Origin of the sequence: Acinetobacter sp. YH12064 (assembly GCF_013419735.1) — a bacterium.
GTDB lineage: Bacteria > Pseudomonadota > Gammaproteobacteria > Pseudomonadales > Moraxellaceae > Acinetobacter > Acinetobacter amyesii.
This window is the reverse complement of the sequence record NZ_VOZP01000001.1, coordinates 280,399-292,853: the sequence shown is the minus strand read 5'-3', so window position 1 is coordinate 292,853 and position 12,455 is coordinate 280,399. Positions and strand designations below refer to the sequence as shown.

Genomic DNA, 12,455 nt, shown 5'->3' with positions numbered 1-12,455 from the left:
TTAAATATAAAAAATTGGAAGCTAATAATGAAAAAATTAACTGCATTCATATGCTTGTGTTTTTCAGCACTAACATATGCCAATGATTCAACAGGCTATGTGGCAACGGGAGGGGTGCAGTACCTTAAAAATAAAGACATTCAAATGTTCAGTGAAGACCTATTTATTAGTAAAAAAATGATCAAGGTCGATTATCAGTTTAAAAATCTGAGCAATAAAGACGTGACTGAAACCATACTCTTTCCACTGCCAAAAGTTGAAAACTTCTTTGAATCTGATTTTGCCAATACTGAAAAATTGCTAAAAAGTTTTAAAGTTCAGGTGAATGGAAAAATGATTCAGCCTGAAATGCATGTGCGCACTTTTATTCAAAAAGATGAAAAAACAGCCCTGATTGATATGACGGAGAGTTTTAAGCAATGCGGGTTTACGGAAAAAGACATGCTGAATCCGTGGAGCAGGCAAGATGTTGAATATGAAACTTTTGAGAGAAAGCTTAGAAACTGTAAAAATGCAGCGCTGCAAAAAGTTTTGCCCAAAGATCCGAGTGAAGTCATTTCATGGTCATCTCAGGTAATTTACAGCTGGAAGCAAACTTTTAAAGCCAATGCGCTCACACGTGTACAGCATCAATATGCACCGCTGGTGGGCGGGTCTGTGGCTTTATATCCGGATGAATATAATTAAAGTTATTGTATGGATCAAAAGTTTAAGGCAGGACTCAGAAAGGCCAAATCACAGCATGCACCATTTCAAGCACTGGGCTATATCTTAAAAACTGGCGCCAATTGGGCAAAGCCTATTCAAGATTTTAAACTGACTATCGAGCGTGATGCAGGAGAGCTGGTTTCTTTTTGCTGGGCAGGTAAAGTGAAGAAAATCAGCGCTACGCAGTTTCAAATGGTTGAAAAGAATTTTGTACCGAAACAAGATTTGGACATTATTTTTGTGAGTAAACGTCCGTCATAAGACACAATCCAGCAAGATATATAACCAAAGTAATGAGCCTAGAAAAATTTAAATCATATGCTGCATATTTCTTGGGAATGTGTGCCTGTTTATATGGTTGTTATACTTTTTTCTATGAAAATGACAAATGGCATTTGTTGCTGTTTTCAATAATGTTGTACGGCTTGCTGTATGCAGTATTTAGATTTATCAGCAAAAAATCATGGAGCTGGTTGTGTCATGGCCTCAGTTTTATTGTTTTGTATAGCACTGTTTTAGCCATATTTTTTAGTTCAAGTTTTTTACAAATTAAAGAATTTCAACTGACTCATCCCAACTGGATTTTGGCAGATCAGGTTCAGATTAATCAAGTTGAAATTGATGATTATAGGCACAGGCGTTCACTGCAATATGCGTATACGCGAGCGCAATACCAATACATGCTGAATGAGCAAATAAGTACAGGTGTTGCAGATAAACTTGACCCGCAATATATGCTTTGGTTTCTTGAAACGTCGCAGGATTTAAAAGTCAGAGCAGCACTCAAAACTGAGCATGCAATACATCAGCAGCAGTATTCAGTGTATGTAAATACTCAAAATCCGAATCAATCACGATTTTTTCTTAACCAAGACTATTTTGAACTTCGTAATTCAGGGTTTGCATGGCTGATTTACGGCCTTCAAATGCTGTCCTTGGTTTTAGTTCTTATCGTTGTCATTTTGCTGTGGGATGCCTTTTCTGATTCGAAAGAATCTAAGACCGCTAAAAAAAGTAAGACTAAGCCTAAGGCAAAGGTGTAAAAAGCTAAACCTGATATGGAGTAAACATCTTCGTCCTAAAAAACTTCTGCACTAGGGATAAATTTTTTTTGATGCGGCATAACTATGTTTATAAAAATTGCCGTACAAATCGCGCTGATTTGTTTATTATCACTGCAGATTTAAGTTGTGAGTTCTTATTATGTCTTTGGAAATGCCTGAAGAATTAGCCAATCTTGAAGCCAATGGCGGCATTTTTGCAGTATGGATGCTGTTGCAGCATTTAGGCATTGATGCGGATGTTCAACAGTTGGTCGAAGTCTGCGGCTATGAGGCAGAGCATGGCACAACCACCATTGGTTTAGCTGTAGGACTGAGAAAGTTTGGCTTTCAAGTCAAGTTTTACACAGAGCATGATCCTGAGCTGCAGGACAGTGAAAAACGCAGTTATGCAGAAGCAGACCAATTGGAACTGTCTATATTGCCTGCAATTGGCTATGCACAAATTCAGCAGGCTTTTGAACAAAATCAGTTTGTGATTGTGTATTACGATACTCTAGAGGGCGTGGGGAACCATTCTTTGGTATATGACATTGACGAAACTGAAATTAGTTTCTTTGACAGTTTTGATGTCATGCCAGCAGACGTATTTGAACAGCAGCGTGGGGCAGAGGGCATTTGCCGACAAGTGATTACTGTAGATGTAAATGACTATGTGGCGAGCTGAGCCATTTTGTTAAAAGCAAAAAGCCCATCATGAGATGGGCTTTATTTTTTAGAAAAAAATTGGATTACTGCTCAGCCACATCGGCTTTTTCATTCCAAAAATCTGCTTTTTTTTCATCAGCGTCGATGCCTAAGCCATTGGCATAAATAAAGGCTAAGTCACGCATGGCCTGAACTTCACCTAATTTTGCAGATTGTTCAACTAGTTCAATGGATTTAGCGATATCTTTTTCCACCACATCGCCGCGACGGTAAAAATTGGCCAATTCTAAAATTGCAGCAGGATGGTCATGTTTTGACGCTTGTTCTAACCAGCGGTGCGCATGCTCAAAATAGGTTTTAGATTCTTCAGGATCTTCTTCGAGCATGTCTTTGGCATAGACTGCATAGCCTTCACCCAGCCAATACATGGCTTCTACATGACCTAATTGAGCTGCTTTGAGTGCCCATTCTTCAGCAAGTTCAACATGCTCATCATTTTCACTTTGCATATAAATTTCAGCCAGTTCAAATTGAGCATCTTTATTGCCTGCCATGGCACGGTTATATAAAGCAGGAGAGATCGAAAGTTCAGACATGTGTAATCCAAAAGAGCAGAATAGGCATAGCCTAATCGGTTGGCATGAAAAAAGCCAATCCGAAGATTGGCTTTCAATGTTTAGAGATGGTTGTCTAATGAATTAAAATTTAAGAAACACTGCTGACAATACAAATACGACAACCAATGCACCAATAATTTTCCAAAAGTATTCAGCGATATAACTAATACATAGCCCGACAAATAAAGCCGCAATAGTCAGAGCGCCAAACCAATAACTGATGTCATTGCTCGGCGTTCCAAGAGAGAGGCAAATTATCAAGGCAATAATCAATAGCGCCCAGCCGACTAGCGTGGCTATCCGTGTTTGGCCCACACTTAGTTCTTTGCTGTAGAACTGCTTTTGATGTTTAGACATGCTGCTTGCCAAGGCAAAAAAACCTAAGCTACTCAGTGCCCAAATCAGGAGAAAGAACATCATGCTTCAACCTCCTTCGTGGCAAGTGCTTTTTTAACAGGCAGCCCTTTATGCTTTTTCACTTTGTAAAATGAATAGGCAAAAAAAACAGCTAATAGCCACATTGCAAGATCAAAGGATGCAATCATCCATTGGCCATTTGCCATGGTATTCCAAAGCGCTTGACCACCAGTCATGAAGTTTACAATCGGCAGTAAGGCAAAAATTGCTGTGGCAAAAGCTAAAAGTTCTAGCCACGCTTGACGGTGCGTACGGAAAATCGCATAAACGAGCGTCAGTAGCCAAACAATAAAGAAACTACGAATTTCTAATTCCGAACGGTTTTCAAGCTGTGCGGGAATAAAACGGTTGGCATAGAAAAATGCTGCACAGGCAATAGGTAAACCAATAATCGCTGCAATATTGGTCACTTCAACCGTGCGGTAGCCAAATGATTTAAAGCCTTGTTTTTGCTGTTGCGGCGCACGTTTTACACACCACAGAATGAGACCTGTAGCGACCATCAGGGTGCCTACAATCCCTGAAATAAACAGCAGCCAACGTAGAGCTACGTCTACACCGCGTGCTTCATGTAGCGTGGTCACTACATTGTAAATACCCATCGGTACAGAAGGGTGCTTTAACTTGGCACTTTCGTCAGTTAAGTCTTTGCCAGTTACGCCATCAAATTGTTTACTTGCATAGACATTTCGATATGCAACACTTTCACCATGTAAGGCACGTAGTTCAATTTTAGCTTGGTCTGTATTCGGTGCAATGATGCTAACGGTACTAATAGGATTAGTTTTCCATTCAGCCTGAACCGCAGTCACGATTGGTGCTAAGTTGGTCAACGGCGCAGCAACGATAGGTTGTTCTTGACGTTTAGAGCGACGATCTCCTCGACCTTCACCACGGCCCTCAGCACGATTTTCACCTGGGTTTTGTGCAGAATTGGCACGGGCTTGCTGTGGGCGTTCGCCACGTTCTTCGCGTCCTTGAGCAGATTCACGTCCTTCAGGTTTATTTTCTTGAACCAAAGCACGATTTTGTTCTTGTAAAAATTGTCCCCGGTTTTCATAAATACGTTCAATCCCCCAAGGCATGATCGTAAATAACAGCAGCAACAGGCCACTAAAGGTAATCATGATGTGGAATGGGAGCGCAAATACTGCGGTTGCATTATGTGCATCGAGCCAAGAACGTTGTCCTTTGCCTGAACGGAAGGTAAAGAAATCTTTAAAGATTTTTTTATGAGTAATCACACCACTAATGATGGCGACTAACATCAACAATGTCGCTATCCCGATAAACCATCGCGTCCACATACGTGGCATGCCATATAGTTCGAAATGGAAACGATAAAGAAAATTACCACCACGTGTATCGCGCGGCTCAAGCACTTCACCTGTAGCACTATCAATGTAAATTTGTTTACCACCACGGCGTGCACGAGGGTCTTCACCTTGTTCACGAACGGTAATTAAGGTGGTATTTTGACGTGTATTCGGCAGCAAAATATTCCAAGCACCTGCATTCGGATGATTTTGCTGTAAATAATTCAGTGCGACTTGAGTTTGTTGGACTTGTGAACTGGCTGGAACAGATTGATGCAGCTCAGGTGTCATCCAAACATTGATTTCATTTTTAAAGAAGCTCAGGGTTCCGGTCAGGAAAATAGCATACAGCAACCAACCTAAGATTAGGCTAGCCCATGTATGCAGCCAAGACATGGACTGGCGAGGTCCCTCTACTTTTGCATCAACACGCATTTTAGCTTCCCATCATCATGTAAATGGCATACAAACACAACGCAGGGATCACAATGCCTAAAGTTGCTTTGAGGGTTTTATTCACCATAAAGACCCAAATGAATGCACAGCTCCACAGGATAAATGCAATTAAAGTTGCACTCATGGCTGCACTTCCACGGTCTTCGCTAAATACATCTGCGATTACGATGGCAGATAGCATCGCGACAACATATCCGCCCACTAAAGCGAGGGCAAAGCGATAGAAAATCATCAAGCGATAGGTCAATAGAGAAGGAGTATCTTTACGCGTTTTAGGCAGCGCAGATGTGAGGGGTGTCACAAGTGCCTCAGGTGGTGAGCTATTCATAAAATACTTAAGCGCTTGGAAATTGTATTAAAGTTAATCTAAATGATAACAATTATTATTAATAATTAGAATAATGTATTCACAAAATTATTGATATTTCAGCATGCTGAGTAGAAATTGATTTAAAAGAGGGGAAATAAAGGCAAAAAAATAGCGACCGAAGTCGCTATTTTACAATGCAAGAATGCTTATGTGTCTACATTATTGCTCTTGTTGAATGCCTGCAACTAACCAGTCTTGATCAGAACCCGCAGGTTTAACAAAATGCCATACTTCAGCAAATGGCTGTGGCAAACTATTTAAGTCTTCACTTACCGTACCTGTAAAACGCACACTTACAACGTATTGACCATTTTCGTTAGCAGAATCGACCACCATAGCATTTAAGTTAGAAAACTCAGCAACATCTTCATCTTTATTCGCCATAATGTCGTTATACATAGACTGGTAAAGATCAGGCGTTAAGTAACGCTGAATTTCAGAAATGTTGCTTGCCGTATTCATCGATTGAATGTGGTTAAAACGCTGACGTGCAACACGTAAGAATGTTGCTGGTTCTGTACCATCAGGCAATTGATTACCGCTATTAGTATAAGCGGCACCAAAAGGCGCGTTCGTTGCAGCAGCTGCACCAAATGGAGCATTTGAAGCTGCTGAATTACCGCCTACAGAATTACCAAAAATATTCGTATTGTCATTGCCTGCACGAGGTGCAGCATTTTGCTGGCCAAACGGTGCATTGTTTGCACCACTGTTTGGCGCATACGGATTGTTAGCGGCTAGTTTTTTTTTTGCGCCCATCTTACGGAAAATGAAGAAGGCAACAGCAGCGGCAAGTAAAATCCAGATCCATCCTGGAATACCACCTTTCTCTTCCTGTTGTTGAGCTTGCGCTTCAGAAGCTGCTTGACCGTTATTGTCATCGGCCATCGCATTTGCAGCGACTGCACCAATAGCAGCACCAGCCACACCAGCAGCAACCATTCCGCCCACATTCGAGCCAGATTTTGCTGGAGCGCCAGCAGTTGCAGGCTGTTGAACAGGAGCAGATTGACGAGGTTGCTGATAAGACTGAGTTGGAGCAGCTTGACGGCTCATACCATGGCTTTTACCACCACCGGCACGTTTCGCTTCTGCAATCGGCGCTACCAAAAGGGCTGCTGTTAAAAGAGCAGTCATCAAACCACGCTGTCGAACTTCCATCAAATTTTCCTATATCTATATAAATTTAAAATAGCCATCTAGTTATGCCGCCATTTGTACTGAATTTCAATAGAATATCGGTAAAAAATTGAAAATTCATTCAAAATAAACGATTCAACGTGACTAAGACTCATCGGTAAGTGTAATTGCCTGACTCAACGCCTCATGTAAACGTGCGACAGAAATAATTTCTACACCTGAAATCGGTTTTTGCGGTGCATTCCCACGCGGTAAAATAATGGTTTTAAAACCATGCTTAATGGCTTCTTTGAGTCGTTCTTGTCCATTGGGTACAGGGCGGATTTCGCCTGAAAGGCCGACTTCACCAAATACTGCCAAATGCTGTGGCAGGGCTTTAGCTCTTAAGCTAGAGGCGCAGGCTAAAAGTACCGCAAGGTCAGAACCTGTTTCTGTGATTTTTAAACCACCGACGACATTGACATAGACATCTTGTCCTGCGGTTTGTACGCCACCATGACGGTGCATAACGGCTAAAAGCATGTTTAAACGGTTTTGTTCTAAACCTAAGGCCACGCGTCGAGGTTGTCCGTGCGCATCATCTACCAAAGCCTGAACTTCAACTAAAAGTGGACGTGTGCCTTCACGGCTAATCATGACGATAGAGCCCGGAATGGCTTCATCATAACGACTAAGGAAAATAGCGGATGGGTTTGATACCTCGCGCAGACCTTTATCGGTCATGCCAAATACACCAAGCTCGTTGACCGCACCAAAACGGTTTTTCACCGCACGAATCATACGGAAGCGCGAGTCAGACTGACCTTCAAAATACAAAACACAATCGACCATATGCTCAAGCACGCGAGGGCCTGCCAAAGAACCTTCTTTCGTTACGTGACCGACAATAAACAGTGCAGTACCACTATTTTTGGCAAAGCGGGTCAGGAGTGCAGCCGATTCACGAATTTGGGAAACACCGCCCGGCGCAGACTGGAGTGTCTCGGTGTATAGGGTTTGGATCGAATCTAAAATGGCAACGGCAGGGCGTTCATGTGCCAATACTTCACAAATACGCTCGACACAGGTTTCTGCCATGACTTTGAGCTGATCGTTCGGCAAATCTAGGCGCTGGGCACGAAGAGCTACCTGAGACAAAGATTCCTCACCTGTGACATATAAGGCAGAACTTTTACTCGCCGCCATATAGGTTGCAGTTTGTAGCAAAATAGTGGATTTACCAATGCCGGGGTCACCACCAATCAGCACAACTGAACCTGTGACCAGTCCACCACCGAGCACACGGTCAAATTCACCAATACCTGTTGCCATTCGAGTTTCATGCGAAACGGAAACTTGATTTAAGGTAGTCACAGCAGCGGCTTGACCTGCATAGCCACCGCCCATTTTAGGCTGTGCACGGTGTGTAACAGCGGGTGCAATACTGACTTCGACTAATGAATTCCATTCACCACATTCGGTACATTGACCGGCCCATTTGGGATGATCAGCACCACATTGTTCACATCGATAGACACTTTTTGCTTTCGCCATAATATTTACTGTGCACAAACTCAAATTGAGTCACAGCATAGCGGTGAATACATCGAAAAACCAAGTTTTTATCGCATGAAATGACTGATGAAGGTCAATTGATGTCGTTTTATTTTCAAGAGCTGCACTTTTACATAGTAAGCACTTTATAATAGCGCATTATATTTTTTGAAATGGGTCACCACATGACTGAACTATTACGACATATCGATGCCATCGCACGTGAAAAAAATCGTGATGTGTTATTTGTGCATTTTGAAGAATATGATCATCAACATCCTGAAAAAAATACAGTGCGTAATGATGTTATGCACTGGTTTGATCTGCAAAATATCGACTATTTCCCTTGTATGGGGCTAGAAGGTGAGTCTTTAATCGATAGCTATACAGGTGATTTATACCTTGACGTACCTTTTGATGAAAGCAGCCCTGCATATAAAACCCTCAGTGAATATCTTGAAGATGAACAAGGGAACATGAAAATTCAGGGGGTATTGTTCTTTTCTTTATCTTTGGAAATTGCTCTAGAAATCGAAGCTGATCTGATGGAAGCCAGTGCTGTAGATTCTGAATATGCTGAAAATGAGTTTGGTGACCAATTTGGTGAAGGCTTTATTGAAGATGCTGAATTAGATCCAAAAGATGAAGCGGCTAATGAAAGCAAGACGAAAAACGACAAATTTGATGATGGTCAAATTGGCACGATTCAATAAGTAAATATCAATTTTCAGTCCGAATAAAAAAGCCACGTGAATTCACGTGGCTTTTTGTTTAGCAGGGGATTAGTACAATTCACCTGATTTACGACGTTCAATAAAATCTTTTGATTCTTTCACAATGATGCCTGAGAGCAATAACAGTGCAATACAGTTTGGTGCAGCCATCAAACCATTAAAGGTATCGGCAAATAACCAAACGAGATCGAGTGTTACGACACAGCCGACAAAGACTGATGCGATATAAATTAAGCGATAAATCAGTACTGACTTTTCACCTAAGAGGTATGTACAGCATTTTTCACCATAATAGCTCCAACCCAGAATGGTTGAATAAGCGAAGAAAATAATACCGAAAGTCACGACCCAACCACCGAAGCCCGGAAGTAGTTTGTCAAAAACACTAATCGTCAGTACGGCACCCGTTTGATCACCAAAGCTTTGTCCTGCCATGATGAAGCCCATCACCAGTACGATACCTGTAATTGAGCAAACAATGATGGTGTCTAAGAACGTACCTGTCATAGAGACAAGACCTTGACGTGCTGGGTGGTCAGTTTTTGCAGCCGCAGCGGCAATAGGTGCTGAGCCCATACCTGCTTCATTAGAGAATACACCACGTGCCACACCATAACGAATCGCAGCACCAATCGCACCACCCGCAGCAGCTTCGCCCGTAAATGCATAGCTAAAGATCATTTTTAGTGCAGGGATCACCAATTCAAGGTTGGTGAAAATAATGATTAAGCCACCCAATACATAACCTACCGCCATAATTGGAACAATAAATGAAGAGGCTTTAGAAATGGATTTGATGCCGCCTAAAATAACGAGGGCAGAGAATATGGTGATGACGATTGCAGTGGTGAGTGTGCTGATCCCTAAGCTGTTTTGCACAGCAAGCGCGACAGTATTGGACTGTACTGAGCTCCCAATACCAAAGGATGCCAAAGTACCAAATAGGGCAAATACCACTGCCAACCATTTCCACTTAGGCCCAAGTCCACGTTCGATGTAATACATCGGACCACCGTTCATTTCGCCATTTTCATTTTTATGACGAAACTTTACAGCGAGTACACCTTCACCATATTTGGTTGCCATACCAAAAAGCGCGGTTATCCACATCCAAAACACTGCGCCCGGACCACCGAGCACACAAGCGGTGGCTACACCGGCAATATTACCTGTACCAATGGTGGCAGAAAGTGCGGTCATAAGTGAGGCGAAATGAGAAATATCGCCATCATGATGATCGGCTTTAGGATGCTTGCCAAAGACTTGTTTGAATGCGAAAGGCAACATGCGAAATTGCCAGAAAAGCAGTCGGAAGGTGAGGAATACACCTGTTCCAACAATGAGGACCAACATGTATGGACCCCAGACCCATCCACTGAGTGTTTCCATGATATTTTGAATTTCTTGCATAGTATCTTCTTCTTATCGGCCCTGAGTGAGTGAATGCTACATTTTTGATATCTGTAGCAATTGATATGCCATTGTTAGAAACTTCCATGATTTTTGGCATAAATTTTTATCGTTGGTAAAATATTTTTTGCATAAAATTTAAGTTATTACAAGTAAATTGTTGTTTTATTGGTCGCTTTAAAATGTGAACTGGCGCTAAGATTTTTATATATAAGAAAAATAAATTAACTTTGTCACTTAATCCGAAAATATAGATGATGAGAAATAATTTTGTATTTTCTGAAATTTTTACGTTAATTTGTCGCAATTGGAACGCGAAGTTGAATTAAATAATGTCAAATGAAATTCATGGATCGCACGCTGATAGCGGCGATTTGAAACGAAGCTTGTCCAACCGACACCTGCAATTGATTGCGATTGGTGGTGCGATTGGTACAGGTTTATTTATGGGGTCAGGAAAGACCATCAGTTTAGCTGGTCCGTCCATCCTTATTATCTATATGATTATTGGTTTTATGGTTTTCCTCGTCATGCGTGCATTAGGCGAGTTATTACTATCAAATCTTGAATATAAATCTTTTATCGATTTTGCAACCGACTTAATCGGCCCGTGGGCAGGTTATTTTGTGGGTTGGACCTATTGGCTGTGCTGGATCACTATAGGGATTGCAGATTTATCGGCCATTATTTATTACCTGCAATTCTTTAATGGAGGTAACCCGTTCTCGCCCGAAGAAGGGGTGATGATCAGTGTTGCCGCCATTGTTTTTATCATGGGTTTAAACCTTGTTACGGTTAAACTTTTTGGTGAATTAGAGTTTTGGTTTGCACTGATTAAAATTATTGCAATCGTGGTGCTCATTGGTGTCGGTCTTTGGATGATCTTTACCGGTTTTACCTCATCGACAGGTGAAATCGCATCATTCACACATTTATGGTCACATGGTGGTCTATTCCCAACAGGAGTAACTGGCTTCTTGGCAGGTTTCCAGATCGCCATTTTTGCCTTTGTCGGCGTAGAACTCGTGGGTACTACGGCAGCAGAAACCAAAGATCCAGAACACAACTTGCCTAAAGCTGTGAACTCGATTCCGATTCGTATCATTATTTTCTATGTGCTGGCACTTGTGATTGTGATGTCCGTTACGCCATGGAATGCCATTGACCCAAGCATTTCACCATTCGTGAACTTGTTTAGCCAAGCCGGTATTGCTGCTGCTGCGATTATTATGAACTTGGTTGTGTTGTCATCAGTTATGTCATCGATGAATAGTGGTGTGTTCTCGACTTCACGTATGTTGTTTGGTTTATCTCGTGAAGAGCAAGGTCCAAAAGCGTTTGGCCGTCTAAACTCACGTGCAGTTCCGGCAAATGCGTTATATTTCTCGGCAGTTTGTTTGTTGTTAGGTGCTGCATTACAGTATTTCGTACCGAACACTGTTGAAGCCTTTACATTAGCAACCACACTTTCTACGATTTTATTTATTTGCGTATGGCTCATGATTATCTGGAGCTATATCGTTTACTATAAAACTCGTCCTGAGCTGCATGCGAAATCAACCTTTAAATTACCAGGTGGCTTATATACTTGCTGGCTTGTGATTATCTTCTTCATCGGCATGATTTATGTCTTGTCGCTAGAAGCAGATACCATGAAAGCGCTCATGGTGAGCCCAATTTGGTTCATCATTTTGATTATTGGTTATTTTGGTTTTTATAAGAAAAAGCACCATTAATTTACATTTTTGATCTGATGTAAAAACATAAAAAGTTGCTCCTGAGGGGGCAGCTTTTTTATTTGGATATGGACTTATTTTAAGTTAAAACAGACTGTTTATTAGCGTTTCGATTTGTATTAAACAGCATTCAAATTGATAAGCTATTTCAGTGAAATCAATAGCCTGATCGAGCTAGAAATATAGACAAATAAGGATTGAAAACAGCACCATCAAATTTTGCTTAAATTTAGTGCAGAATGGCAAAAAGCTCACTTGGATTTACAGGGCTTTTCTTTTATCCGCGGGTTGATCACGTTATACTCGGAA

General features: G+C 41.5%; 10 protein-coding genes and 2 pseudogenes. 5 read left to right on the top strand and 7 right to left on the bottom strand.

The window, feature by feature from the left end:
• Nucleotides 1-27 precede the first annotated feature (27 nt).
• From FTU13_RS01505 to FTU13_RS01495, 3 genes and pseudogenes are all read left to right on the top strand, one after another.
• Nucleotides 28-969: pseudogene (locus FTU13_RS01505) on the top strand (DUF4424 family protein).
• A 152-nt stretch (nucleotides 970-1,121) separates the two neighbouring features.
• On the top strand, nucleotides 1,122-1,751 hold the full coding sequence (locus FTU13_RS01500; protein WP_180093716.1) for a hypothetical protein: 630 nt from the start codon (nucleotides 1,122-1,124) through the stop codon (nucleotides 1,749-1,751).
• Nucleotides 1,752-1,911: 160 nt separating this feature from the next.
• On the top strand, nucleotides 1,912-2,436 hold the full coding sequence (locus FTU13_RS01495) for a cysteine peptidase family C39 domain-containing protein (RefSeq protein ID WP_180074147.1): 525 nt from the start codon (nucleotides 1,912-1,914) through the stop codon (nucleotides 2,434-2,436).
• Nucleotides 2,437-2,500: 64 nt separating this feature from the next.
• Here the strand turns inward: FTU13_RS01495 and FTU13_RS01490 are convergent, their stop codons facing one another.
• The 6 genes from FTU13_RS01490 to radA form a co-directional block, all read right to left on the bottom strand.
• Nucleotides 2,501-3,013, bottom strand: coding sequence for a tetratricopeptide repeat protein (locus FTU13_RS01490; RefSeq protein ID WP_180126381.1), 513 nt, complete (start codon nucleotides 3,011-3,013; stop codon nucleotides 2,501-2,503).
• Nucleotides 3,014-3,115: 102 nt separating this feature from the next.
• Nucleotides 3,116-3,454, bottom strand: coding sequence for a DUF3325 domain-containing protein (locus tag FTU13_RS01485; RefSeq protein WP_180126383.1), 339 nt, complete (start codon nucleotides 3,452-3,454; stop codon nucleotides 3,116-3,118).
• A complete protein-coding gene (locus FTU13_RS01480; RefSeq protein ID WP_180126385.1) occupies nucleotides 3,451-5,202 on the bottom strand; it encodes a PepSY domain-containing protein in 1,752 nt (583 codons plus the stop codon). Before FTU13_RS01480 ends, FTU13_RS01485 begins: the two co-directional genes overlap by 4 nt.
• A gap of 1 nt (nucleotide 5,203) precedes the next feature.
• Entirely contained in the window at nucleotides 5,204-5,551 is a 348-nt protein-coding gene (locus FTU13_RS01475; protein ID WP_180126387.1) for a hypothetical protein, read from the bottom strand.
• Between the two features lie 201 nt (nucleotides 5,552-5,752).
• The gene (locus FTU13_RS01470; RefSeq protein WP_078192078.1) at nucleotides 5,753-6,754 is read right to left on the bottom strand and encodes a Tim44 domain-containing protein; all 1,002 of its coding nucleotides are present in this window, start codon (nucleotides 6,752-6,754) and stop codon (nucleotides 5,753-5,755) included.
• 123 nt (nucleotides 6,755-6,877) lie between these two features.
• The gene (radA, locus tag FTU13_RS01465) at nucleotides 6,878-8,266 is read right to left on the bottom strand and encodes a DNA repair protein RadA (RefSeq protein WP_180126389.1); all 1,389 of its coding nucleotides are present in this window, start codon (nucleotides 8,264-8,266) and stop codon (nucleotides 6,878-6,880) included.
• 185 nt (nucleotides 8,267-8,451) lie between these two features.
• Here radA and FTU13_RS01460 point away from each other — a divergent pair.
• A pseudogene (locus FTU13_RS01460) lies at nucleotides 8,452-8,808 on the top strand (hypothetical protein); the annotation flags it as partial.
• A gap of 240 nt (nucleotides 8,809-9,048) precedes the next feature.
• On the opposite strand, the gene FTU13_RS01455 reads toward FTU13_RS01460, so the two are convergent.
• Entirely contained in the window at nucleotides 9,049-10,410 is a 1,362-nt protein-coding gene (locus FTU13_RS01455) for a sodium:alanine symporter family protein (protein WP_180126391.1), read from the bottom strand.
• 332 nt (nucleotides 10,411-10,742) lie between these two features.
• Here FTU13_RS01455 and FTU13_RS01450 point away from each other — a divergent pair, with 332 nt between their 5' ends.
• Complete coding sequence (locus FTU13_RS01450; protein ID WP_078192075.1) at nucleotides 10,743-12,146, top strand: amino acid permease; 1,404 nt, start codon at nucleotides 10,743-10,745, stop codon at nucleotides 12,144-12,146.
• Nucleotides 12,147-12,455: the final 309 nt, after the last annotated feature.